Here is a 26,864-nt window from a genome sequence, read left to right on the forward strand (position 1 = left end):
TGTAAAATGAGTAGAGAAAATCATGTAGTGCAGATAAATTAGGGAATAGGTACGAATAATATTGATGTGTAGAACTATTGGTAAAATTAATAGATGAACAATTGAAATATTTGTTTATAGAGCATTTGGTAAAGATGGAGAACGGACTGATGTTCTAAAATCGCGGATTTTCTTTTAAAATGAGGTTTCCAATTAGTCTTCTTTCTCGTAAAAAATCGACTATAATAGTTTTCTTCTTGTGACTAATATTCTTTTAAACGTTCATATGTACTAGTTTTGTTTCTCTTTCCTGAGATTATTTAATATGGTATTTATAAGAGTTAAGCAGTATTATTAGTATTACTTTACCGATAGATAGGTGGATGTATTCGCTTTTAAGAGTAAAGCGTACATAAGTGATTTATAGCTATATCATTCAAGTGTATTTATGCGAAAAACATTGTACTCTCTTAACTGAGAACAATGTTTTTTTGCTTCCACTTCTATACAATTATAGGGACGCAATTAACTTTGGAAAAAAATAATATAAAGTTACAGTAAGGACAAATTTATAGAATATTGTATTCAAATAGTTGGTCATACATTATATAATGAAGATAATTTCAATACAGGGAATTTTTAGATAAAATGCTCTCTTAAATTTAGTTCTTAGTATTATAGATAGTAGAAACTAGAAGAATATTAATTTCCAGAATTAATACTAGTAAGTTTAAAAGATTCTAAATTGTTCTAGTTTATTGTAAAAGGAGAATACGTTCGTGAATGCGGAACATAAATTTATTAAAGAAAATGGTATTTTCTATACTGATATAGAATTAGCTAGTAAAATGGTTGATTTATTAGGGATAGATTATAGGAGTGAGTTTAATCTTATTGAGCCAGCGGTAGGCGAAGGCCACATACTTTCTCTTGTTGTGAAAAAATATTTTATTGAGAATAAAGAAAAAAATAAAGATGAACAAGCTGATTTTTTAGAAAATAATATAGCTGGCTTTGATATTAGAGACGAAGCAATAACTGTTTGTGTAGACAAATTGAATGATTTATCAGAAAAATATATAAAGAGAAAAATTAATTGGAATATTCAAAAATTTGATGCTCTTGATAGAACAGAACTTATTGAAAATTTTGGAGCGTATGATTATGTTATCAGTAATCCTCCATATGTTTCAAGACATAATATGGATAAGAGAACAATCACTGCTTTGAGAGAAAAAAGTGATTTTTGCTCAAAATTCAACTTTGACTTATATTATTATTTTTTTGAGATAGGATTTGATTTATGGAATAGAAAGGGAAAAATCGTTTATATCACGCCTAATAGCTATATCAAAGCTAGAAGTGGTGAAGCGATGATGAAATATCTCATAGATAATTCATTAATTGAAGAAATTATCGATTATCAAGACGAGATGAAGTTTGAAGGAGCAACTACTTATACAGCAATCAGTGTTTTTTCTAAAGATAATAAAGTTTTACGAGTGAAAAATAATAAAGGGGAAAATTTGGTCCAGGTAACGTATAGAGATTTAGTGGGAAAATTTAATTATATGATTTATAGCCATGATTTTTTAACTGAAACTCAAGAAGATTTTGTTGATTTAGGAGAGTTCACTGAGATAAGAAATGGACTCGCTACATTGCAAGATAAAGTCTTTATAATAAACGAAAAAGAGATAATCGAAGAAACAGATAATTTACTAACATTTGTGAAAGAAAATAAACTTTTCTCAGTTGAAAAAAGTGTCCTTAGGAAAGTTATAAGAGTTTCAAACGTCGATGAAGTAAAATATGTGATTTTCCCATATATTCCCACGAATGAATCAAAAACAGCTTATTTTCAAGATACTGAGATTGATAAACGTTATAAAAAAACATACGACTATCTATCTGAAAGGCTTGATAAAAAATATCAGGTTAAATATGATTTATATTTTGGTAGAACCCAAGGCTTTACTTGTTATGATGAAAAAAAGATAGTAATTCCTAAGGTGGCTTCATTGGAAGGAAATCCATTTAAAATTGTTGGAAAAGGCTTCTTATTATCTGGTCTGTCTATTAAATTAAAAAATAAATATTTAGGAACTGATCTAAATAAAATTCTAAAGTATCTTAACTCAGATCTAGTAAGAGAATATTTAACCATTGCATCTAAAAATTATGCTGCTGGATATAAGAGTATTAGTTCTAATGATTTGAAGAAAATAAAAGTACCTAGAGAATATATTGTGGAGGAGGAAAGTTAAAGATGGGAAAAGAAATAGAAGTGAATTTTAAAGCTACTACAAGGACAGTAAATTTATTAGGGCGTGATAATGTTCTAGATTATAGGAGTGCAGTTTTAGAGTTAGTAAAAAACAGTTATGATGCTTTTTCAAAAAGTGTAAATATGTTTATAAATAAAAACTCAATAGAAATAATTGATTATGGGCAAGGAATGAGTCTTGAAAAAATCAAGGAAGTTTTTTTTACAATTGGAACTGACGACAAAACTAAAACTCCTTCTAGAAAAATGGCTAATAATAAGAGAATAATGAATGGATCAATGGGAATTGGTAGATTATCATTAGGAAGGCTGGGTAAGAAATCAACGATAATAACCAGTGATGGTGAACAAGCACATAAATTTGATTTAGATTGGAATACTTTTTCTACAGGTGCTGAACTTAGTACTATTAAAATTACTATTATAAATATAACGTTGAGCGAGTTTGAAGAAGAATATGCAAAGAGAAATTTAAGCAATATAGAAAAAAAGGGAACCATAATAATCGCTAGAGAATTAAATGATGATTGGAAACGCGGGGCTTCAAATACTGAAAAGGATAATTATGACTTATTAAAACAAAGTTTAGGAAAATTAAAAAATCCTATGAAAACTCAAAATTTAGAAGAATTTAACATATTTTTAAAATACTTTGATGATGAAATAGAAGAAATTGAATATATGATAGATGACATTTCTAGTGATGCAATTATAAATTTCACTTACTCACATGAAGATGACTTACTAATAATAGAAGGAGAGTTTTCTGAGATAGATTTAAAATCTTTTCCACCAGACTTTATCTTCCAAAAATTTGAAAATTTAAAACAGTATATAATGAAAGATGGAAAAAGAGCAAACAAGTTGTCTTTTTATGAAGAGTTAAAGATTAGTGAATTTATTCCAGAAAAATTTCCTGAAAATCCGATTGGGGATTTTGATGGAACGATTTATTTTACCAAGAATACTGGTGGTAGAAGGTATCCATTTATAAAAGAACCCGCTATTAAAAGTTACAATTTTGAGTATGAACCGGGAATTTCATTATATAGAGATGGGTTTAGAATTAGGCCATATGGAGAGAAAGATACGATAGGGTTTGATTGGCTGGATATTGATACTGAACGTGCAAAAGACCCAGCTGGTGTAGCAAGAAAAACTTATTTGATGCAAGCAAATCAACTAAGCGGGTTTATTAATATTACAAAAGAAAAAAATAATGTATTTGAGGATCAAGCTAATAGAGAAGGTTTAAAAAAAAGTGCTGAGTTTGATTATCTAAAAAAAACAATGCTTCAAATTGTTAAAAAGTTTTCAAAAGTTAGGTCTAACATTCATATTTGGTATAATGAGTATTTAAAAGATACTTCTGATATAGATTACCATAGTGAAAAAGGAAAAAGCACTAAAAGAAAGATTGATAAGTTATTACAAAAAAATAACGGGGATCAGAGTCAATTATTTAAAGATCCTGAGTATGAAAAGCTTCTTTCGCCAGAAACAATATTCGAGCTGTATGCTCTATCTGATATTACTGAAGAGAAAAATGATTCGCTTATAAGTGAATCTGACATGTTGAGAACTTTAGCAACACAAGGCGTCATTATGTCTACTTTTGCTCATCAAATAAAAAATGATAGAATATTTTTCAAAAATTCTTCAAGTGTACTCAGAAGTATGGGGGATTTTTATGAAAAAGAGTATGGTGTTGATTTTTTGAATATCGAAACTAAATACAACATTTACCAATATGCGGAGTCAATTGAACGAAAAAATAAAAGCATTTTAGGCTTTATAGAGAGCGCATCCAAGAATCCAACGAAAGCTAGGAAAAAAAATATTCAATTGGTATCGTATATAGAGTTGATTTTTAAATGGTGGGCAGACTCGATTAGAGATAACTATAATGAATATTCCTATACTATAAACGGCATAAAAGATTTTTCTAAATTGGATGCTGATCTAAAGAAAATTTTTGTTTATGGTAGTGATCAGCAATTAGATTGTATATTTTTGAACTTGATTTCTAATTCTTATAAAAGTTTTGAAGAAGGTAATGTCAATAAAAGAAGTATTGATATAAATATTTCCATGGAATCTCCTGATAAGGTTAAAGTTATTTATACAGATAATGGGCAAGGATTGAGCAAACAAATAAAAAACAAGAAAGATATTTTTGAACCCTATAAATCATATGATAAAAGAAACCAAGGAACAGGAATGGGAATGTGGATATTGAGTTCAATTATAGAAAAATTAAATGGTGATAAGAATCTGGTTTCGGAAATTGGAGATTCAGGGTTTATCATTGAACTTATCTTGTTAGGTGGTGTTGGTAATGGAAGTGAGTAATAAAATTAATATAGCATATATTGATGACGAGATAGATGTTATTTACGGTCCTTTAAAAGAAATTGAAGATGAAATAGCTAAAATGGGGAATGCTGATTTGCAACTCGCTGTGTCTTTTGTGGATATTAGAGATGAATCTTCAGAAGAAGAGTTTTGGAAAAAACTTTTAGATAATGATTATCACGGGATAATTTTAGATTATAGACTGGTAGATAGTAAAATATTTAAAACTGCGAATATAATGTGGAAGAAGATTAAAGTTAATAATCCACTATTTCCGCTAGCAATATATACTTCCCGGTTAGAAGAGGTGACATTGAATAGTAATGCAGAATCTGTATTTGAAAAAGGTAATGAAGAGCAAACAAAAAAAATGCTCGATTATCTTTTAGCTCAAATTAAACTCAATTTGGATACTGTTCAATCTTTAAAACGTGTTAATGCTGAATTAAAAACTGATCAAGGAATTTCCTATGCTGTAATTAAAAATGAAGAGAAAATAGAAAATCAGTTTTCATTGTTTTACGAGTCGGATTTTAATGAAGACGATGAAAAACAATTTAAAAAATTAATGGGTTATGCTTTTGATATTATAGAGAGATATAAAAAAGGTAATGATAATATATGATAAGAGAGTTGTATAAAATTGATTACAGAGGATATGAATTTATTCCAAAAAGAAGAGATGTTAAAGATGTTCAATCATTAAAATACTCTAAGCAAGGGGATAGAAATTTAATACGTAAATTTTTAATGGAGGATTTTAATTATAAATGTGCCTATTGTGGGTGGGGAAACACAGATTATGCAGATTCTGTGTTCCATATAGAGCACACTAAAAGTAAAAAGAAACATACAGAATTAATTGATGATTATCAATATATGGCATTAGCCTGTCCAATATGTAATTGTTCTAAAAATAATAAAGAGATTGATTACTATATTGATCCACTTGATCCCGAATTTAAAAAACTTTTTTATAGAAACAAATTTGGAGCAATCGTCACAAATAATGAATTAACAGAGGAAAAGAAAGTGATATCAAATAAGTATATAGAAATGATTGGCTTGTATAAGGAATTATACAAATTAGATTATGTATATGGATCGCTAAAGAAAATAATAGCATGTGAGATGGATCTAGAAGAAAAAGACTATGAATTTATTGGTAAAATAACAGAAGTTATCGAGTTTATTAATGGAGTGGCGCGAAGAAGAACTAATTATACAGATTTTTAGTGTAGAAATTTATAAATAAAACATTTAAGATTATCCGCAATATTGTAAATAAATCTTAAAAAAACTAACACCCAAACTAACACCAATCCCGAAAAATCATCAGAATTTCAGAGCATCGCTCAAAACAGCAGATGCTGATCTAATAGCATTTAGAAGCTGTTAAAACTTGTAGAAAACACTACCCCTTTGCTGGAAGGGTCTGTGGGGTAATCATATAGTACGAACTTCAAATGTTGATATACCAGCATTTGAAGTTTTTTTATTTATTGATTTTAGTCAGTTTCATGGGACTGAAGAATCAATTCTGATTCATCTGTCCCATGAATTATAGAGTCATTTCTATCGGTCCTAAGTTTATAAACGCTTAGAGACACTTAGCTTGATTCCTATCAATTAGTACTAAAAATTCAGTATAATTTCAGTTATTCCTTATAGACTTTCTAGCTTATCATCTATTATTTTTATTCTATTATTTTCCATTATTTTAAAGAATGGATAGTAAATAAAAATGCTGACCAAGATAAGTACGAAGCAGAAAATAATATTACGCCAATCCATACTAGAAAGATAGGCTTGCGCAAAGAAAGGTGTGAATGAGGGATCAATTATAAATCCTAATCCAATCCATCCAAATTGCTGAGCAAAATAAGTTAATAATAAAGAGACAATAGGTGTAAATAAAAATGGAATTGCTAAAATAGGATTGAAGACGATTGGTAATCCAAAGATGACTGGTTCATTGATGGAGCAGATTCCAGGGATTAATGATAATTTTCCTATCGAACGATATTCTGGAACTCTACTTCGCATCATTAGTAACACTAATCCCAAGGTTCCACCAGCTCCGCCAAGAACGGAAACACGGAACATTTGAAGATTCATCAAGTGGGTCATCGTCTCATTATTTGTCATTTGTTCAGCATTTAAGCCAGTTTGGGCGATTCCTAACGTGAAGACGATTGGGAAGATAATTGAGGAGCCGTTAATACCAAACATCCACAAGATATTCCCTAAAGTTACAATAAATAAAAAACCTCCTAAACTGCCAGCAATGTTTGTTGCAGGCGTTAGTAATTGCATTATTGCTTCTGGGAAAATTGTATTTGTTGTCGATAAGACAATTAGATTGGCGCCATAAAAAATAATGATGTTAGTAAGTAGTGGCACCAACATATTGATAAAGGTTGCGACCATTGGTGGGACAGTATCTGGAAGTTTCAGCTTGATATTTTTTATTTCAAAAGTGCGATTCACCTCTACGACAAGTAAACCGATGATAATTGCAACGAAAAGGCCATTCGTACCTAAAAAATCTAGTGAAATCATTCCATCTTTCACAGGAGTGCAAACCGTTAGAAAAATGACTACTGCGATCATTCCGTTCATGGATGCATTGAATTTATATTCATGAGCAAGTGAGAAGGCAATACCAAAAACACTGATCAAACCGATGATACCCATCGTCAAATTATAAGGCGCAGTAATTACATCATAATTTGCTACTGCAAAATATTTCCAACCGGCCATGAATTGCATGAAGTAATTTGCTGTTTCTGGGTTGTAACGGTCAATATTTATAGGTGGATTGGCAAAAATCAGAAAAAAAGAACCGATAACAATAAAAGGCAGACTGAACATCATCCCACTGGATATAGCTTTCAAATGACGTTGATTTCCAATTTTAGCTGCTAATGGACTCAGTATTTCATTAAGCTTTATGACAAGTGCAGAATTTTCCATACTATTTCCTCCTATACTTGCCAAGGGTTGAAAGCAAAAGCACTTGGCACGACACGTTCTGGATCATATTTCTCAATTGTTTTTTCATATTGTTCTTTGTAATTATTATCAATATCGGCTTGAGGAATTACTTTACTTGCTTCATATAAAAAATGTTCGGACCCTCGCCCCATTTCTTGCCCACGAGTGGTGTGTTTATCCAAAGCAATATCTGGTATTTCTGGAATATAGCCCATAGCGAAGCTCTTTATAACGATATTTTTGAGTAAATCGGATGAACGATCCTTTTCAGAATCACATAAGTAACGTATTGCATGGAAGAAATACATTGCACGGTCTGATTCATTATACTGGAATTCTCTACGCATCACGTTCAAATTATTAATCATGATGGCAGCTAAAGGATTACCCATTCCTACATCTTCTACACTAATTGCCAATAAGCGTCGCCATAATTTTTCTTCAAATTGTGGCGAGGTAATGTACATTTCATATGCAAACTCGCAAGCATCTTTTTCCTTTCCACGGCGAATCGATTTCTGTAGTGCAGAAATAACTTCATCTCCTCGCAGCCCGTTACGTGTGGTCATCTTTGCCCATGGATCTTGAATGAATTTACTTTCTGTCATGATATAATACTCCTAACTAAAAATTTGAGGTGGATCTTATGGATATTGAAATGCTTATCGACAAATATCAGTTGAACAATTCAGAAGCTGATGTCTTAAGATTTATGTGGAAAAATCGTCAGTCATTAAAAAACTTAGGTATTCGAGATGTTGCCAAAGCTTCTTATGTTTCTACTGCTACAATTATACAAATGGCTAAAAAAATTGGCTTTACAGGATATAGTGAATTAGTCTTTTCGGTAGGCAATCAGCGGCACAGTATGACCTTGCCTAAAATCTGTTCAGACAAAGAAAAAGAGACATTTATTCGTCTGATGTCTGATTACCAAGATAGACGAATGATGATCCTTGGATCAGGATTTTCTCAAAATATAGCAAATTATTTTTCTGAAGCTCTTAATCTACATGGTTTCCGTGCGACTGCCAATAGTCATCTTGAATTCTTGAGAGAAAATGTTCAAAGCGATATCCTGCTTTTTATTATCTCAAATTCAGGGGATACGGTTCGCTTAGCTGAATTAGCTAAAGTTGCGAACGATCATCATATTGATTTGATTGCTTTTGTTGGTGAAAAGAATTCAAAGATAGGTAACTTGGCGACATTAACAATCAGTACTGAAACATATACACCGAAAAGAATATCAGATTATCAACCCAATCTTTTTTTTGGAACAACATTAAATCAATTTGAAATCTTACTGAGTGAAGCATTATTAGCTATTTTTAGCTAGAAGAACGATGTGGCCACTGTTTCTTCATTCATTAGTATAAATGGTTTCAAAACGAATGTAAGGGTTCTCTCGATATTAAAAACATGTTTTGAAATTTAAAAACTTGTTTAAAAATCATACTCTCAGCTTTTAAATCAGCAAAGCTTCATTTTATTGTTCTCGCTAGTTTTAATCATTATTCGTATTTTATTTATAAGATAAGTGAAGTAGTTTGAAATAAAATGAAATTTTTTTTTGTTAAGAAAGGAACCCTAAGTGCTATGTAAGTGAAATAGAAATATTTCTATACATTTTTTGTTCTAACTGTTCATTAAAATATTTATAAAAGAGCGATTGGTTTATCTTTTTTGAATAAATGAGAATCAATATAATTGATTGAGCAATTCTTGTCACTCTCAATAATTATTCAAAAAAATAAATTCACCCTTGATACCGGTTTCATAGTATGCTAAACTGTGTCCATAAGTGATAGGGTGCTACTATTAAATTAGGCACGACCGAAGAAAGGTTTCTTTCTTTGGTCGTTTTTTATTGTTTGAAAACAACTCGATAGTTTCAGAAAAATAGTTATTCTAATTTTGAAGAACTATGCGGAAAGGGGGACAATCAATGTTTGTGGTAAAAAAACTGAATCATAATGCCGTTTTGATTGATGATGATGGAGTTGAAAAAATAGCAATGGGGAAAGGTCTTGGGTTTTCAGCGGTAGTCAATCAACCATTTGATCCAGTGTTTGCAGATAAAATTTTCACATTGGATTCAAAAGAAAAAACAAAGCGATTTAGTGAGATCGCTGCACAAATCCCGATTGAATTTATTGAGTTTACTGAAGAGATGATTCAACTGATTTCCACTAGGATCAGCTCTCCATTAGATTCCAATATCTATATTACATTGACAGATCATATGTATTTTGCCGTTCAAAGAAAAAGAGAAGACAGTCATGTAACTGCCATTATGCTGCCAGAAATGAAACTTCTTTATCCAACCGAATATGATACAGCTGTCGAGGTAGTTGAACGGATCAATCACCAGTATCAAACGGAATTGGGTGCAAATGAGGTCGGATTTATCACGATGCACATTATAAATGCGGAATTAGGTGAGCCCAATAGCTTGAACAGTTTGAAAATATTAGAAATGACGACAACGATCTTGAGCTATTTAGAAAAATCTTATTTAGAAAACTTTGATAAAGAATCACTGACATATCATCGCTTAATGATCCATATCAAGTTCTTGGTCAAGCGTTTGATTTATAACGAAGCCTCTCCAGAAGAAAATTTTGGCTTTTTTACGGAAACTTTTAAGAGCAGCGAAGCATACCAAGCAGCTTTAAAAATCAAGGAAATCATAGAAAACCAGTTTCAACTGGCAGTTCAAGAGAATGAAGTTATTTATTTAGCCATTCATTTAGCACGTATCTATTAAATAAGTGAATCCGGGCGTAACTAGTTGGTAGGCGCAACCGAATGAAACATAGCACACAAGCTATGCTCATTTGGTTGCGCTTTTTTAGCGGAAAAAGAAAGGAAGAATGAAATGGGAAAAGTAATTTTTAATTCGGATGATTTTGGTTACAGCTATGGTGTTAACTATGGCATTTTAGATGCCTACCAGCGAGGGATCCTCACCTCGACAACATTGATGGCAAACATGCCTGGTTTTGAACATGCAGTGAAACTAAAAAAGGAGGTGCCGGGTCTAGGAGTAGGGGTTCATTTGACCCTAACATGCGGAAAACCACTTTTGGAAAACGTTGATAGTCTAACAGAAGGTGGCCGATTTAGACCGTTGAAGTTTTATCAGCAACCATTTGCTATTGACCAAGATCAGCTCTATCAAGAATGGAATGCTCAGATTCAAAAAGTATATCGAGCTGGGATCTTGCCTACGCACTTAGACAGCCATCACCATACGCATTCTTTTGGCAGCAATCAGGAAGTAGTGATTGCTTTAGCCAAAAAATATGATTTGCCCGTCAGAGGAAACTTTGAGCGAAGTGAAGAAGTGCGGCATGTCGATTATTTTGAGCCGTATTTTGATGACGTGGGAGAAAAAGAGGTGAAGAAAAGACAAATTAGTACGTCTATTGAAGCCTATTTGAAGGATTTGTATAAAAAGCTTCAAGGGAACCAAACGATCGAAGTCATGTGTCATACTGCTTATTTGGATCAGGAGTTATTAGAGGGGTCGAGTTTCATTTATCCTCGTGTGAAGCAGGTTGAATTTTTGATTCATTCGTCGTTTGCTCAGAAAGTAAAGAAAGATCCGTCGATTGAATTAACTACTTACAAAACAATTTAATATAGGAGGAATGTAATAATGACGAATTTTAAAGCAAATGTACAAAAGTTAGGGCGGGCAATGCTGTTGCCAGTTGCAGCAATGCCGCTAGCAGGATTGATCATGCGGCTATCAGCTGACGACATGTTGAATATTCCCGTTTTGGGAGCGGCCGGCAATGCAGTTTTCGGCAATTTGGATATCCTGTTTGCGATTGGGGTCGCAATTGGTTTTGCTAAAACCAAAGACAAAGGAATACCAGCACTTACTGGTTTATTAGCAATAGCTACCTTGAAAAAAGGGTTGGAGATTATGAATCCAGCAGTAAGTATGGGTATTTTTGGGGGCATCATTTCCGGACTGATTGCCGCTTGGACTTATAACCGCTTTAAGGAACAAAAATTACCGATGGTTTTCTCTTATTTTGCGGGTGAAAAATTTCCTTTGACGATGGTCATGATTTTACAGACGATCTCAGCGGTTGTTTTCGGTTTGGTTTGGCCGATCATACAAATGGGTATCGACAATTTTGCCAAAATGCTGGTTGACATGGGGGCACTCGGTGTTGGGATTTTTATGTTTTTAAATCGATTGTTGATTCCCTTTGGCTTGCATCACGTTTTGAACACCTATGTATATTACGATTTAGGAAGCTATACTTCACCTAGCGGGGAAGTTTTCCGAGGAGAAATGACACGCTTTATTAATGGCGATCCGCAGGCAGGATTGTTTTTATCAGGATTTTTTGTGGTGATGATGTTTGGAATACCAGCTATCTGTTTAGCGATTTACAAAGCAGCGTATAAAGAAAACAAAGAGATGGTTAAAGGAATCATGGGAAGCGGTGCTGCCACATCGTTTATTGCCAATATTACAGAGCCTGTTGAATTCAGCTTTATGTTTCTCTCCCCTATGCTGTATGTGATCCATGCCTTTTTTGCTGGGCTAGCAGGGATCGTCTGTTATTTGTTTAATATACGAATTGGTTTCACTTTCGGAGCATGTATTGTAGATTATCTTATTAATTTCCGTATCGCGACAAATGCTATTCTGATCCTTCCAATTGGGCTCGTCTTTTTCGCCCTGTATTACTTTACCTTTTATTATTTGATTAAAGCGAGAAATATCCAGACATTGGGCCGAGAAACTGCGACAGAATTTGGGGAAGAAATATCTCCAGAGGAAACAGAGTTGGGATTGGCGAGCAAAAATTATGAATACATGGCAAAAAAAATGCTCCAAGCGTTTGGCGGGAAAAACAATATTTTGGATGCATACAGCTGCAACACACGCTTGCGTGTTGAAGTTGCTGATTCTTCATTAGTAGAGGAACAACGAATCAAGCAATTAGGCGTGAGCGGGATTATCAAGCCAACTGAAAAAAACTATCAAGTGATCATTGGGTTAGAAGTGACATATGTAATGGCTGAATTTGATAAATTATTGGAACAATAGAAAGGAAGAAAATAGGATGAAAAAACAAATCATTACCATCGCTGGAGGCGGAAGTACTTATACACCAGGAATTGTTCAGGCTATTTTAAATAATGCACAACGTTTACCGTTAGCTGAAATCCGTTTGTATGATATTGATGCAGAACGAAATGCAGATATGTACTTGATTATTCAGTTTATGCTGAAAAAAGAGGGCTTTTCAGATGTCCAGATCATTTCAACAGAAGATCCTAAGCATGCGTTTACTGGCTGTGACTTTGTATTCTCGCAGATTCGTGTTGGCGGAATGAAAATGAGAGAAAAAGACGAAAAAATCCCCTTGAATCATGGGCTAGTTGGACAAGAAACTTGTGGATTAGGCGGTTTTGCGTACGGCATGCGTTCAATGAAAGGATTGCTAGAGATCGTCGGTTATGTGCAAGATTATGCATCTGAAGCATGGATCTTGAATTATACAAATCCAGAATCGATCGTCTCTGAAGCGGTTCGCAGAACGTACCCAAATGCAAAAATGATCAATGCATGCGACATGACCATCTCGATCGAAGAAACGATTGCCGTCAACTATGGTTACAACCGTGAAAATTGGATACCGACATATTATGGGTTAAATCATTTTGGCTGGTATACCTCTATCTATGATAAAGAGCTAAAACGAGAAATCATGCCGGAAATTATTGAAAAGCTGACAACACAAGAAATGCAGGTTGCTGACTTTAATGCAGGGGATAATACTTGGCAAGAAGCGTTTCAAATGATGTCAGTCATCACGAGAAATTTTCCAAACAATATCCCTAACAATTACTTAGAGTATTATTTGTATCCAGATCTGGTTGTAGAGCATACAGACAAAAAATATACGCGAGCAAATATGGTGATGGATGGCCGTGAGAAAAATACCAAAGAAATGGCAGATAAAATCCGACGCGGAGAGAAAGAAGATGTCTTAAATTTTAACTTTGGTGAGCATGGACAATACATTGTGGATATGGCGACATCTTTATTAAATGATGAACGGCGCCGATTTATGCTGATCGTGCCCAATCAAGGAGCAATTCCTAATCTGCGTTCGGATGCCGTAGTTGAGGTGCCTGCTTACGTGGGAGCAACGGGAGTGGAGCCGATTGCACTGAGAGAACCGATTTGTGATTTTCACAAGGGATTAATGGAGGCGCAAGTGGCTGCTGAAAAGCTCCTTGTTGATGCTTACTTTGAAGGGTCTTATCAAAAAGCATTGCAGGCATTCACATTGAATCAGACTGTTCCGAATGCGCGAGTGGCTAAAAAAATCTTAGATGAAATGATTGAGGCAAATAAAGAATATTGGCCTGAATTAAAGTAGAGGTGATAGAACGTGTTCTTTTTTAAAGAAAAAAAAGTGTTGAGAGCTGTGGCAAAAGGCCAAATTATTCCTTTGGCAGCTGTAAAAGACCAAGTGTTTTCCTCGAAAATGATGGGGGAGGGCTATGCAATCATCGGTCATGACGGTCATGTCCATTCTCCCGTTGAAGGAACGATCGAAAATATTTTTCCAACGTATCATGCAATAACAATTGGCAGTAAATCAGGAGAGAAAGTTTTGATCCATATGGGGATTGATACGGTTGAATTAAAAGGGGCACCTTTTTCTATTCGCGTCACCACCAGTCAGAAAGTGAATTGTGGTACTTTATTAGCTGAGATGGATTTACAACAACTAGTTGAAGCAAAAAAAGATGCAGCTATCATCGTTGTTTCACCTGATCTGTCGAAAGGAAAACTGCTGAAAACAAATCAACAAGTATCGATACAAGACGATTGCTATCAATTTTAAAAACGCAAGAAAAGGCTGAGGTTTTCGCTCAGTCTTTTCTTAAGCGTATATTATAGGAGAAATGATGATATTCTTTTATTTTTTGCCAGCGATAGGCTGGGGTGTCATGCCGCTTATTGCGAAGCTGACTCGATCTAAACCAATTAATCAGTTAGTTGGAACGACAACTGCTGCTGTGTTAGTCAGTTTATTGTTTACTTTTCTTATAAAACCAGAATTTACAAATTTTTCCGTCATGATTGCATTTGTTTCTGGATGTTTTTGGGCGATTGGACAATACTTCCAGTTTTACTCGTTTCAATTTTTACCGGTATCAGAAGCAATGCCTATTTCTAATGGTACTCAATTAATAGGGACAACCTTTGTTGCCGCCTTCTTTTTCCAAGAGTGGACAAATGTTTCCATGTGGCTGATTGGCAGTGGAGGAATATTGCTGATTGTACTTGGTATATGGCTGACGTCATGGAAAGAAAAACAGACATTAGAGAATCAAAAGCGGACAAACCGAAAAGCAATTGCCTCTTTGTTGCTTTCCTCTGCGGCTTTAACCGTATATGTAGTTTTGCCGCAGGCATTTCAAGTAAGAGGCTCAGGTATATTATTTCCGCAAGCAATAGGTATGTGGAGTACATCAGCTGCTTTTGTTTTTTTTAAACAAAGAGAAATTGATTGGCAGCAAATCAGAAAAAATATTAGTACGGGCATTGCATGGAGTATGGCGAACATTAGTCTATTTTTAATGATCCCAATGCTAGGGGTAGCAAAGAGTTTCACTTTTTCACAATTTGCTGTTTTGATTTCTATGTATGGCGGATTGTTGGTTTTCAAGCAGAAGAAAAAGCGTAAAGAATTTCTTTTATTGAGCTTAGGGGGAGCTTGCATAATTGGAGGAATATTGCTGATTGGTTTCATCAAGTGATTTTGAAAAAGACGAGTTTAATAAGATGTTTCAGTGCTCTTCATTCGTCAAATGCTTTAAGAACAAAAATCACAATGCTATACTAGAATCAATAGTATTCGATTCCTTTGTATTGTAAACATGTATTTTATGTGAAAGCATTTTTCAATACAACAACATACAAAAACAAGTGAGCCACGGAGAAATAACTCTATAACCAACCACTTACAAGACTATATGAAATCAGAGTCCGTATTAAAAGGGATGGATAACTATTCGCCAATCATTCAGAGATGATAAAAACCGATCATCCAAAAACTCTTAACCCTACAAAACGAAAGGAGCCAGGCCTACCATGCAAAACCACCCCTCTTCAATGGAACGGATCAATAAATTCCGAGATGATCGCAATTGGCGACAATTTCATAATGAAAAAGATCTAGCTATTTCTATCTCCATCGAAGCCGCCGAATTGTTGGAGATTTTTCAATGGAAAACACCTAAAGAAGCCACTCAAAATTTCGAACATCTAAAAGAAGAAATTGCCGATGTTCTGATTTATTCTTATATGCTGGCAGACAATTTGGGTCTTGATATTGATGAGATCATCAAAGAAAAGCTGGAAAAAAACAACATGAAGTATCCGGTGAAAGAAAGTAAAGATTCGAAAAAGAAGTATAATGAATTGTAACAAAAAAGAAGCAAGGACGCTGCAAGTTCTTGCTTCTTTTTTTGATGGAATAGGAGCAGCAACGGCTTTCTGAATTCATCTGCGATTGGTTACGAACGTCAAAAATCTGTCATAATTGAGAAAGTTGAAGATAACTTCAAATTGGTTACAATTTTTCGGAAATTTGAAGTTAACTTCAAATAAGCGCAATTTTTGATAAAAAATGAAGTTAGACCTAGTATCTGCTAGAGCAAAAACAAGATTATCCTATCCGAAAATGAAGACAAGATCATCGGTAAAAAATCGGCAACAATGAAGGTCGTTTTCTATCAAAAATATTTCTCCCCAAAAACCTAAAAAACCTATTGCCCCCCAAGCCCTCTTACTGTATAGTAAACAAGAATATTTCGTGAAAATAACCAAAAACAAATAATTAAAAAGACTTTGTTATTGAAAATTGCGATTAAACGATGCTGTAAACGGAATGTAAGAAGGAGAAAACAATGACGTATTTAACAAACAATTTTGTGAATTGCATGATCACTTTAGGGTTTATCTTCATCCATCTATTTTCAAATGTTATCTCATCCAGAAAACTAAACGTGCAATACATGAGCTCCTTTGCCGCTGGGGTAGGAATCTCCTATGCGATCGTTCATCTATTGCCCCATTTGGCGTATTTTCAAACGGTGTTGATTGATGAATTTGGCTGGGACTCGGGGATTTTTTATAGTCATGGGGTCTATGGCATCGTTTTGTTTGGCTTAGTCTTCAGTTACGTGATCTACAAAATCGATGAGCGGACGTTTATGGTGTTAGAAAAGAAAGACATCACCAGTGCCAAAAACGCCTTTTTTTGGTCGGATATCGCTTTTCATGTGATTTATAATATTATGATCGGCTATATCGTGATTGCCAATACGCTATCAGAGCGTTTCTACATTTTGACCTACTTTATCGCTTTTGGTTTGCACTTTCTCATGAACGATTGGTTGCTCTATCACCATCATGGTGCCCTTTATAACAAATATGGCCGCTTTGTGCTTTCCTTCAGTATTTTCGCGGGAGCGGCGTTCTCCCTCTTTGTATCATTGCCCTACTATTTGGTGGTCATCATTGAAGCCTTGATCACCGGCGCTTTGCTGGTGAATATCATCAAATTTGAGTTACCCAATGAAGGGGAAGGCAGTATTCGTGGGCTATTGGTAGGCACGATCTGCTCTGGAATTTTGTTTGTATTTGTCTAGCGCGAAAAGGAGGACTGAATCATGGATGATTCGGTCCTCCTTTTTTTATAAATACGCAAAGCAATCACTATTTTCTATTTCAATCGAACAAATCACAATAGTTTTTTATTTTTTTGACCATTATTTACAATTTTATTGCAATGTTCGCTTGCTTTTCCCAAAAACATTCTATAAAATGTAAGCGAATAGAAACCAAAAAAATAGGCACCCCGTAATTCTGTTGGCGCAGACTTACGAGGCCCTGATCAGTCAGACCCCTAAGCAGGATGACCAATCAAGTTGCCATAGTTGATCGCCAAAGGCATCAACGTGTTTATTGTACCCGATTTCCTTGTCGATTTCTAGTAGATTCAGGCAGGTTTTTGGGCAAAAACCGTGGGATGCTGGACGCTTATTTTGCTATGCCAAAGGCATTGGACAATCTTGTCCAATGCCTTTTTTGTCGTTTGAAACGGTTCATGCGCAGGATCGTTTGCGGCAAATAAAAGGTGTGAAGATCAGTTGAGAACAGTTGCATGGAAAATAGGCAGTCATAGTTGAGAAATCCAATGCCTTGCGTTCTTACTGTGTTCATAACAATAGCGTTTTGGCGATCAGCACTTCAATCCTAGGTTCTTGAAGGTGGCAAGCCTTGGTTTCTATTCACACTTCGAAAAGATACCTGAACGCACTCTTTCAGCGATCTTTTAAGGTTAAGGAGGAAGCTTATGAAGGATTCGTTAAAGAAATTTATGGAAGAAAAAATGCTGCCATGGGGAATGAAAATTGGCGGTGAAAAGCATCTGGTTGCCATCCGTGATGGACTTGTCACCACGATGCCTTTGATTATTATCGGCTCCATTTTTGTTATTTTATCTAACGTTCCATGGGAAGGCTTTAACCTATTTGTTACGAGTATTTTTGGCGGGGAATGGCGCAGCAAATTAGACTTTGTCGTTCAAGTGACCTTTGGTGTGATGGCGCTGTTCAATTCCTTTGCTATTGCGTATAGTTTAGCAACCACTTACCGCGTCAGCGGTTTATCTGCCGGTGTATTGGCAGCGTCGATTTTTCTTTTAGTCACTCCGATTGAAGATGGCGGCATTCAAATGTCTTATCTTGGTAGCCGCGGGCTGATCGTAGCAATCATCACCAGCCTGATCACGGCGGAGATTTTCCGATTATTCGTACAAAAGAATATCGTGATTCGCATGCCAGAAAACGTTCCCCCGGCGGTCAGTCGCTCCTTTATTGCATTGATCCCCTCATTCTTTTGCCTCTCGCTTTTCTGGGTGATTCGTTTATTAGTGGAATCATTCGGCAACACGAATGTTCATGATCTGCTGTACAGTCTTGTGGGACAGCCATTGTCGATCATTGGCGGAGGCTTTATAGGCGGACTGTTTGCCATTATGTTTACGTCATTGTTTTGGTCAGTGGGCATCCACGGTTGGGACTTGGTTCTGAGCGTCCTGCAGCCGACATGGATTCAAATGATCGATGAGAATCGGATCGCTTTTCAAAACGGCGAAACGATTCCGCATATCATCAATTATACTTTTATGAATACCTTTGTCTGGATTGGTGGGAGTGGCGTGATTTTGGGCTTGGCGATCTTGCTATTAGTCAGAAGTAAAAGTAAGTATTTAAAAGAGTTGGGGAAACTCGGATTTCCATCAACGGTTTTTAATGTCAATGAACCCATCATGTTTGGGTTGCCTGTTGTCATGAATCCATTGATTTTGTTCCCATATATTCTGACGCCGGTCGTGTGCTATGTCATCTCTTATACGACAGTTGCCATGGGGATCGTCCAACCTGCCGTCGTTTTGGTTCCCTGGTCGATGCCGCCAATCATCGGCGGTTATCTAGCCACAGGCGGACATATTTCGGGGGCAATCTTACAGCTGGTGAATCTGACGATTTCTATCGCCATCTATTATCCATTCTTCAAAATGCTAGATAATCGGACATTAGCCAGTGAACTCGGTTCAGAAAGTGGGGCATAAAATGAAGACAAAACGATTATTGAATTGCACGGCAGCTGATTTTAAATCATTTGATAAAGACCAACTATTGGAAAGTATCCGAGGAAGTGCCGGTCGGACGATCGTAGCAGAAAATGATGTCCAAATCGATCCGATGTCTAGAGGAATCACTAATGCTGAATTCGTCGCTGCATTTGGGGCGGATTTGATTTTGCTGAATCTATTTGATTGCGAAAACGGCGCTATCAAAGGATTACCGACAACGGATGACCCCATTCGCTTTTTGCAGTGCTTAACGGGGCGGCCTATTGGGGTCAATCTTGAGCCTGTCGACGATTGTGCGGAACAGATGGAACAGTTGACAACTATCGCTACTGGGCGTTTGGCAACAAAGAAAAACATGGCTCGTGCAGAAGCACTTGGATTTGATTTTATCTGTCTGACAGGAAATCCTTCCACTGGCGTTTCAAATAAGGAAATCACAGCGGCAATCCAACAAGCAAGAGCCGTTTTCTCTGGGATCATTATTGCTGGAAAAATGCACGGAGCTGGTGTCAATGAACCCGTGTTAGATGAAGAAATTGCGTCTGCATTCATTCAAGCAGGAGCCAATGTTATTCTTGTACCCATTGCAGGCACGATTCCTGGTCTGAGTGAACAACACATGAGTGATCTTGTAGCCTTTATTCACCAAAAAGGGCAGTTGGTCATGGGCACCATCGGTACTACACAAGAAGGTGCAGATAGAGGCACGATCCGTGCCTTGGCATTGACTAGCAAACGTGCCGGTTGCGACCTTCATCATATCGGAGATGCGGGTTTTTCTGGGACCGCTGATCCCGAGAACATCTTGCAACTATCGATCGCCATCAGAGGCAAGCGCCATACCTATCACCGAATGGCCGTCTCAGTGAACCGTTAGGTGGAACAAATGGTCACATGCCTATGAAAGGCAAGAATTGTTAGAAGAATTTTTCGTTGAGTGTTGAATAATGAAGCAAGACCGAAACAGAGAGTGAGTTCTTTGTTTCGGTTTTTTATAGTGAGTAGCATTGAAGTGTGGATAAAGTGTTTTTATAATAAATCTATCGGAGGTGCGTATGTTTAAGATAGGTGAATTTTCAAAGCTCTCTCAAGTGAGTATCAGAATGTTGCGTTACTATGATGAGATGGGTCTATTAAAGCCCGGTAGGATTGATATGTTTACTGGTTATCGACTGTATTCGGCTGTTCAATTGCCTGAACTCAATAAAATACTCTATTTACGTGATAGCGGCTTTAGTGTAGCAGAAATTGCGGTGTTGCTGAAAAACCAAGAGCAGGACTTCCTTGCAGAACAATTAGAAAGAAAAAAAGATGAAATTGAGACAACTATAGAGGCGGAAAAACAAAAATTAATCAAACTAGAAGTGGCTAAATTAGAATTGACGAAGGAACGAACAGAGCGCCATTATCAGGTCACAATGAAAGCAGTCCCGAGTTATCATGTGCTCTCCCTTCGCAAAGTCATACCAAATTATTTTGCTGAAGAGGAACTGTGGAGAGAACTAGCCACTTTTATGGAGCTTCATAAAATAAAGAATTTCGGACAATCATTTTCGATTTATCACGACCAAGAGTTTAAAGAAAAAAATGTCGATGTTGAATTGTGTGTGCAAGTGAAAGCAGGCCTGCAAGTAGATTCCAAAGTATTTTCCATCTACGAAACGGAAGCAGTGCCAATTATGGCGTGCACGATGGTGTACGGTGCATTCTCCAACATAGCCAACGTCTATTTGTCCTTGGCTGAGTGGCTACAAGAACATCCTTATTACCAAATGGACGGACCAGACAGGCAAATCGTGCATCGCGGTCCTTGGAATGAGCAGGAGGAAAGCAATTATTTGACTGAAATACAAATACCACTCTTAAAACGATGAGTAGCAGATTTTTTCTATTTTCTCTTGACTCTCACATTGTGTCAGGCACTATTCTAAGAGCACAAAGAGGAAATGGAGGAAAGAAAATGACAGAATATAAACTACAACCGATCGGAATCATTCAAAACAATGAGGACGGATGCTTGCTCAAGCTAAAGAAAGAATATGTTCCAGCTTTGGCAGGGATTGAAGGATTTAGTCACTTTCAATTAGTATGGTGGTTCAGTGATTTTGCGGATGCAAAGTATCGAATGATTTTGGATGCTGAGCAACCCTATAAACATGCGCCTGAAAAAATGGGGATTTTTGCTACGAGATCACCCATCCGACCAAATCCAATTGCATTAAGTGTTGTTCAAGTATTATCAGTCGATGTTGAGAAAGGAATTCTTTCTATTCCTTATATTGATGCAAACGACCAAACGCCACTAATAGATATCAAACCGTACACACCAAGTTTGGATCGAGTAGAAGTGCCCAGAGTTCCTTCCTGGTGCCATCATTGGCCGAACAGTTTAGAAGAATCTGCTGATTTTAATTGGGAAAATGAATTTAATTTTTAGAGGATGAAAAAATAGAGGAATCAATCGGAAGATTGTTGGCGCAACAATGAAAATTTAAGCAATGTCGATGTTCGATTCAAGTAAAGAAAAAACGCGGTTTGTTTTTAAGGGACATCCTCCGCTATAATTGGGGGGAACATTAGGAAGAGCGAAAGGAGTACACCACATGCTAACAGGCAACAAAGTCACTTTAACCCCTGCGGAAATCAAAGATAAAGAAGCGGTCTATCAATGGTGTTTTCATTCTGAAACCACAAAATATCATTCCGGACCACCTTCTTATCCTAATGCACCGATCGCCACTGAAGCAGAGTTTTTTGAGGACTATCAAGAGTATTACTTTACTGGTGCCCAACCGCAAGATGGCAGAGGCTTTTTGATTCTACATGCAGGTGAACCTATTGGCTTTATTAGTTACTCCTCGTCTCATCTAAAAGACGGCATAGCAGAATTGGATATCTGGTTGAATCGAGAAGATCATTGCGGCAAAGGATTTGGTACCGATGCGATCGTCACCCTCGGTGATCATTTACATGAAACATTCGGCATTCAAAAATTGATGATGCGGCCGTCGAGAAAAAATATCCCTGCAGTCAGATCTTACGAAAAGGCTGGTTTTACGCAATCTACCCAAGACCTTGCTGACTATTTGTTGGAAGAGTATCTTGCTTTTTATGCCGAAGGGGATTATGGGGCAGAAGAAACGGTGACATTGATCAAAATGTTTCCGTCAACTGTATTGAGCTGATCTGGCTGATCTGGCCGATCTCTAACATTCGGCTTCAAACGATTAAAGGTTATTTCATGAAAACAGTCCATTTCACTTTGCAAGCAAGGGGAAATGGACTGTTTTTTACCTTTTAGCAATTTAAGGTCATTCAAAATACTCCTTCTTCGCTCTATCTTCTAACTTCGTTCGCACTCTAAATTCCTTCCTATGCAACAGTTATTGAAAAATTGCATAAGCCCTCTATCCTTGCTATTCCAACATTGAGAACAAAACATAAAATAAACATAGTTTTTTTGCAAAATTCCGAGAAACAGCGAGAATGTTTGTGCTATAATGGTCGCTCACTGTAAAAATTCAATAGAATCTGGGAGGGTATAGCATGCAGGAATACATTACGATCCACAACGCCAGGCAGAACAATTTGAAGGGCTTTGACTTGAAGATTCCCAAAAGAAAAATCACGATTTTCACGGGTGTCTCTGGTTCTGGCAAGTCATCGATCGTCTTTGACACGATCGCACAAGAAGCTGGTCGACAGCTGAATGAGAACTTTTCGAAATTTGTCCGCAACTTTTTGCCAAAATACAGCCAGCCCGATGCGGATGCCATCGACAATCTTTCGATGGCGGTAGTAGTTGATCAAAGCCGTTTAGGCGGCAATTCCCGCTCTACATTAGGGACGATCACGGATATCAACCCCTTGATCCGCTTGCTTTTTTCTCGTCTTGGTCAACCGTATTTAGGTCCTGCATGGAATTTTTCCTTCAATGACCCTCATGGGATGTGTCTCACTTGCGAAGGGATTGGGCGGATCGTCGGGTTAGATTTAGAAAAGGCACTGGATCTTGAAAAGTCCTTGAACGAAGGGGCGATCCTGCTTCCTGGCTACAAAGTCGGCTCTTGGCTACTGAAGTCCTTCACCAATACGGGCTTTTTTGACAATGACAAGCCGTTGGAAGAATATAGCGAAGAGGAAATGAACCGCTTTTTGTATGCCCAAGGAGAAAAAATCGATTCCTTGTATATGGAAGGCATGAGTTCCACCTATGAAGGCTTAGTCGCTCGTTTTAATCGCTCCAATATCAAAGGTGGCAATGAAAGCTCCGCTGCTACGCAGAAGAAAATCGCTTCTTTCATGAATGAGCAGAAGTGTCCTGACTGTCAGGGAAAGCGATTCAATCCACAAGTACTCGCGTGTAAAATCGCGGGCTATTCGATTGCGGACGTTTTGGCGATGCAAGTGGATGAACTATTGACGGTTCTTCAAGAAATCTCGGAGGAGAGTGTCCAACCCCTGCTTCAAAACATCCAAGCGAGAATCACTGATCTGATCAATATCGGGTTGGATTATGTTTCCTTAGACCGTGAAACAACGACGCTTTCTGGTGGGGAAAGTCAGCGGGTAAAAATGGTCAAACACTTGTCTTCTAGCTTGAACGATGTGATCTACATTTTTGATGAACCGAGTATTGGGCTGCATCCAAGGGATGTCCATCGATTGAATGAATTGTTAGTCAAACTACGGGACAAAGGGAACACCGTCATCGTAGTGGAGCATGACCCAGATGTCATTAAAGCAGCCGATCACATTATCGATGTTGGTCCTAAAGCTGGAAAAAATGGCGGCTATATTACTTACGAAGGAACCTTTGAAGGTTTGCTGCGATCAGATACACTGACTGGCAAAGCCTTTGGACAGATGGTGGATTTCAAAGAAGCCCCTCGCAGAAGCCAACAGTTTATCGAAACGAAAAAATCGACGCTGCATAACTTGAAAAATACAGCACTGCGGGTGCCATTAGGGGTATTTACGGTGGTGACCGGTGTCGCTGGTTCTGGAAAGAGCAGTTTGGTAAATGGTGTTTTTGCCAAAGAATACCCTGAAGCCATTACGATCGATCAATCAGCGGTGGCGGGGAATATTCGCTCTAATCCTGCAACCTATTCAGGAATCATGAATGACATTCGCAAGTTGTTTTCGCAAGAAAACAAGGTTTCAGCAGGTCTTTTTTCCTACAATTCCGAAGGTGCTTGTGAAACGTGTAAGGGCCACGGGACCATCAAGATGGAGCTGTCCTTTATGGATTCCGTCGAGGTTTTGTGTCAGGCATGCGGCGGCAAACGGTTTAAAGAAGAAGTCTACCAGTATCGCTTGAAAGGCAAGTCGATCGATGAAGTCCTTGCCATGAGTATCACGGAAGCGGTGGAGTTTTTTGAGGAAAAAGCGATTCAAAGAAAACTAAAACAGATTTTGGCTGTAGGTCTAGGATACATGACCCTCGGACAGCCATTAAATACCTTGTCTGGCGGTGAATGCCAACGACTGAAGTTAGCAAAAGAATTAAGCAAAAAAGGCAATATCTACATTATGGATGAACCAACGACCGGATTGCACATGGCCGACATCAAAAGCATCTTGGCGATCATCGAACGATTAGTAGAAAAAGGCAACACGGTGATCGTGATCGAACACAACCTTGAGGTCATGAAAGCAGCGGATTGGCTGATCGATGTCGGTGTTGATGGTGGGATTCGCGGTGGTGAAATCTTGTACGAAGGAACCCCAGAACAACTGATCAATTGTCAATCGTCGATTACTGCGCAGTATTTATTTTAACGAAAAAGCCAAGACTAGCCGTAAGCAGCTCTTTTCATCGAGTGTTGCTTGCGGCTTTTTTTCATTCCATCGAAGAAGCGATTACAAGTTAGAAAATAAAATTCAGAACGCTATTTTTTTCATTATTAGTAGGTTTTTTGATAAAAATACTGTAAATTTGAGTATATAATTACCAAATAGTGGTCTATTTATGTAATAGTATAGAAAAGAATCTCTTGAAAAAGGAGTGGAGTGGATGAGAGAGCTGCAATTGGCCTTCATCAGCAACCGCACAACCGCGCGGTTGTTTCGGCTGTTGAGTACGATTGAGCGAGATCGGGTGTTTACGATTGGCGACTTAGCTGAGCGCAATCAGGTAACTCAGCGGACGATTGCCAATGATATCAAATACATGAAAGAATATTTTGGGGACAGTATAGTTCTTGTTTCCGGCAATAGCGGGTTTGTTTTCGAAGAGAAAAAGCCTACAGAATATCAAAAAAGAAAACAAAGTTTGTTAAAAAATGAATGCTTATTTGAAATTATCGGGAATATCTTTCATGGCAAGTTAGCTAAGGTGGATGAGCTAGCACATCATTACCATTTTTCAGAGAGTACATTTCGGCGCTTACTTAATCAGCGCAACCCTATTTTGAAAAGCTATGGCTTACAATGGACCTCCAATCCTTTAACGATTGAAGGAAGCGAAGCCAACTTACGTAAGTTTTTCAAAGATTTTTATTATGAAGGGGTCGAAACGATCTATACATTGGTCCCAGACCAAGCATTGCATGACTTGATTTTAGGGCAATTGGATGACAAGTTCGGCTATTATGAAATCGGATCTGGGGCGACCCCCGCAGCGTTTTACTATACGTTTTATATTGCCATCAAACGCGCGAGCCTTGGCTATCATATCACTGTGCCCAAAGAACTGGTCAGGCAAGCGTATAAAGGGAATAGTTTCGCCAAACTTTATTCCTTGAAAAAAGGCATTGAAGAAATCTATCAGACCCAGTTGCCCAAAGAAGAATTTGCTTGGATTTACTTGGTCACCCTGTGTAAGCGAACCTTGGATCAAGAAGAACGAGAGCAAAAATTTTACCGTCAGTTTCATCAAGGTACAGCGATTGCAAACGTGGCCGAATTGTTTCTGCAGAACCATGATGTGCCCAAAGAGCAAGCCATTACGGTGGCGACGTTTTTACGTTCTTTCTTTTTATCGAGGAAAATAAACTATGCGATTGCGCCGGTTTTGAACAAGGAAATGGATGATATCAAAGAAGTGATCATGCGTTCCAACAGCGAGAATTATCAAAAGAACTTACAATTTCTTAAGGAGCAGAGCAAAAAACTCTCTTTGTCTAGTGCTTACTTAGAAGACATCTGTGTCAGTTTAACAATTTATAGCGAGTTGATTTTCGATTATTACGCACCAGCAAAAACCATTTATTTTCTCCTAGAAGGAGATCATTTTGTGTGCCAGCACATTCAAACTCGAGCAATCCAGCGGTTTGGCAGCAAGCACGAGTTGACCTTTGTGCAGCTGCAATATTTAACAAAGAAGACGCTAAATGGATCACATATTGATTTGATCGTGACCAATTACAATCGCTATCTCGTCGATTACAAAGTCAAAACAGATTATTTATTATTAAAATCTCTTCCAGATGATCGAGATTGGGAACATCTTGAACGGAAAATAAACCCGTATCAAAAACCGCTTTTTTAAACCCATTCCCGTACCTTTCACACAGTGAAAG

22 protein-coding genes are annotated in these 26,864 nt (G+C 37.0%); 20 read left to right on the forward strand and 2 right to left on the reverse strand.

All coding sequences use genetic code 11. The features are described from left to right. Positions 1 to 758 precede the first annotated feature (758 nt). From IGJ01_RS02535 to IGJ01_RS02550, 4 genes are read left to right on the forward strand one after another with little or no spacing between them, the layout of a single operon-like run. The gene (locus tag IGJ01_RS02535; protein ID WP_430601368.1) at positions 759 to 2,246 is read left to right on the forward strand and encodes an Eco57I restriction-modification methylase domain-containing protein; all 1,488 of its coding nucleotides are present in this window, start codon (positions 759 to 761) and stop codon (positions 2,244 to 2,246) included. Positions 2,247 to 2,248: 2 nt separating this feature from the next. Then, the gene (locus IGJ01_RS02540) at positions 2,249 to 4,618 is read left to right on the forward strand and encodes an ATP-binding protein (RefSeq protein ID WP_430601369.1); all 2,370 of its coding nucleotides are present in this window, start codon (positions 2,249 to 2,251) and stop codon (positions 4,616 to 4,618) included. Then, entirely contained in the window at positions 4,605 to 5,246 is a 642-nt protein-coding gene (locus IGJ01_RS02545) for a hypothetical protein (protein WP_430601370.1), read from the forward strand. Before IGJ01_RS02540 ends, IGJ01_RS02545 begins: the two co-directional genes overlap by 14 nt. 8 nt (positions 5,247 to 5,254) lie before the next feature. Continuing rightward, positions 5,255 to 5,857, forward strand: a complete 603-nt coding sequence (locus IGJ01_RS02550) for an HNH endonuclease (RefSeq protein ID WP_430601371.1) — start codon at positions 5,255 to 5,257, stop codon at positions 5,855 to 5,857. Between the two features lie 429 nt (positions 5,858 to 6,286). Here IGJ01_RS02550 and IGJ01_RS02555 read toward each other — a convergent pair whose 3' ends face one another. Both IGJ01_RS02555 and IGJ01_RS02560 read right to left on the reverse strand, forming a co-directional pair. Beyond that, the gene (locus IGJ01_RS02555) at positions 6,287 to 7,597 is read right to left on the reverse strand and encodes a PTS sugar transporter subunit IIC (RefSeq protein ID WP_430601372.1); all 1,311 of its coding nucleotides are present in this window, start codon (positions 7,595 to 7,597) and stop codon (positions 6,287 to 6,289) included. An 11-nt stretch (positions 7,598 to 7,608) separates the two neighbouring features. After that, complete coding sequence (locus IGJ01_RS02560; RefSeq protein ID WP_430601373.1) at positions 7,609 to 8,226, reverse strand: hypothetical protein; 618 nt, start codon at positions 8,224 to 8,226, stop codon at positions 7,609 to 7,611. A 38-nt stretch (positions 8,227 to 8,264) separates the two neighbouring features. Between IGJ01_RS02560 and IGJ01_RS02565 the strand changes: the two genes are divergently transcribed. The 16 genes from IGJ01_RS02565 (at position 8,265) to IGJ01_RS02640 (ending at position 26,833) form a co-directional block, all read left to right on the forward strand. Beyond that, positions 8,265 to 8,957: a MurR/RpiR family transcriptional regulator gene (locus IGJ01_RS02565; protein WP_061053729.1), complete on the forward strand. Its 693-nt coding sequence runs from the start codon at positions 8,265 to 8,267 to the stop codon at positions 8,955 to 8,957. Between the two features lie 609 nt (positions 8,958 to 9,566). Beyond that, positions 9,567 to 10,388 carry a PRD domain-containing protein gene (locus IGJ01_RS02570; RefSeq protein WP_061053730.1) on the forward strand — a complete coding sequence of 274 codons (822 nt, stop codon included), beginning with the start codon at positions 9,567 to 9,569 and terminating at the stop codon, positions 10,386 to 10,388. A gap of 111 nt (positions 10,389 to 10,499) precedes the next feature. Next, positions 10,500 to 11,264, forward strand: coding sequence for a carbohydrate deacetylase (locus tag IGJ01_RS02575; RefSeq protein ID WP_139960392.1), 765 nt, complete (start codon positions 10,500 to 10,502; stop codon positions 11,262 to 11,264). Positions 11,265 to 11,282: 18 nt separating this feature from the next. Beyond that, positions 11,283 to 12,698, forward strand: coding sequence for a PTS transporter subunit EIIC (locus IGJ01_RS02580; RefSeq protein WP_142966847.1), 1,416 nt, complete (start codon positions 11,283 to 11,285; stop codon positions 12,696 to 12,698). Between the two features lie 16 nt (positions 12,699 to 12,714). Then, positions 12,715 to 14,040 carry a maltose-6'-phosphate glucosidase gene (locus IGJ01_RS02585; protein WP_430601374.1) on the forward strand — a complete coding sequence of 442 codons (1,326 nt, stop codon included), beginning with the start codon at positions 12,715 to 12,717 and terminating at the stop codon, positions 14,038 to 14,040. Positions 14,041 to 14,052: 12 nt separating this feature from the next. Then, positions 14,053 to 14,511, forward strand: coding sequence for a PTS glucose transporter subunit IIA (locus IGJ01_RS02590; RefSeq protein WP_142966845.1), 459 nt, complete (start codon positions 14,053 to 14,055; stop codon positions 14,509 to 14,511). Between the two features lie 61 nt (positions 14,512 to 14,572). Further along, entirely contained in the window at positions 14,573 to 15,430 is an 858-nt protein-coding gene (locus IGJ01_RS02595) for a GRP family sugar transporter (protein WP_430601375.1), read from the forward strand. 334 nt (positions 15,431 to 15,764) lie between these two features. Continuing rightward, positions 15,765 to 16,100 (forward strand): nucleotide pyrophosphohydrolase, encoded by a 336-nt coding sequence (locus IGJ01_RS02600; protein WP_008377864.1) that lies wholly within the window; start codon positions 15,765 to 15,767, stop codon positions 16,098 to 16,100. Positions 16,101 to 16,582: 482 nt separating this feature from the next. After that, positions 16,583 to 17,326, forward strand: a complete 744-nt coding sequence (locus IGJ01_RS02605; protein ID WP_008377866.1) for a hypothetical protein — start codon at positions 16,583 to 16,585, stop codon at positions 17,324 to 17,326. A 707-nt stretch (positions 17,327 to 18,033) separates the two neighbouring features. Next, the gene (celB, locus tag IGJ01_RS02610; RefSeq protein ID WP_244732982.1) at positions 18,034 to 19,314 is read left to right on the forward strand and encodes a PTS cellobiose transporter subunit IIC; all 1,281 of its coding nucleotides are present in this window, start codon (positions 18,034 to 18,036) and stop codon (positions 19,312 to 19,314) included. Position 19,315: 1 nt separating this feature from the next. After that, positions 19,316 to 20,215 carry a haloacid dehalogenase-like hydrolase gene (locus IGJ01_RS02615; protein ID WP_244732984.1) on the forward strand — a complete coding sequence of 300 codons (900 nt, stop codon included), beginning with the start codon at positions 19,316 to 19,318 and terminating at the stop codon, positions 20,213 to 20,215. Positions 20,216 to 20,393: 178 nt separating this feature from the next. Continuing rightward, a complete protein-coding gene (locus IGJ01_RS02620) occupies positions 20,394 to 21,212 on the forward strand; it encodes a MerR family transcriptional regulator (RefSeq protein WP_244732986.1) in 819 nt (272 codons plus the stop codon). Between the two features lie 86 nt (positions 21,213 to 21,298). After that, entirely contained in the window at positions 21,299 to 21,775 is a 477-nt protein-coding gene (locus tag IGJ01_RS02625; protein ID WP_144331025.1) for an SAM-dependent methyltransferase, read from the forward strand. Positions 21,776 to 21,941: 166 nt separating this feature from the next. After that, positions 21,942 to 22,523: a GNAT family N-acetyltransferase gene (locus IGJ01_RS02630; RefSeq protein ID WP_244732987.1), complete on the forward strand. Its 582-nt coding sequence runs from the start codon at positions 21,942 to 21,944 to the stop codon at positions 22,521 to 22,523. A gap of 361 nt (positions 22,524 to 22,884) precedes the next feature. Next, positions 22,885 to 25,122 carry an ATP-binding cassette domain-containing protein gene (locus tag IGJ01_RS02635; protein WP_430601376.1) on the forward strand — a complete coding sequence of 746 codons (2,238 nt, stop codon included), beginning with the start codon at positions 22,885 to 22,887 and terminating at the stop codon, positions 25,120 to 25,122. Positions 25,123 to 25,357: 235 nt separating this feature from the next. Next, on the forward strand, positions 25,358 to 26,833 hold the full coding sequence (locus IGJ01_RS02640) for a helix-turn-helix domain-containing protein (RefSeq protein WP_430601377.1): 1,476 nt from the start codon (positions 25,358 to 25,360) through the stop codon (positions 26,831 to 26,833). Positions 26,834 to 26,864: the final 31 nt, after the last annotated feature.

Source organism: Enterococcus sp. AZ089 (assembly GCF_050547225.1).
GTDB lineage: Bacteria > Bacillota > Bacilli > Lactobacillales > Enterococcaceae > Enterococcus_D > Enterococcus_D entomosocium.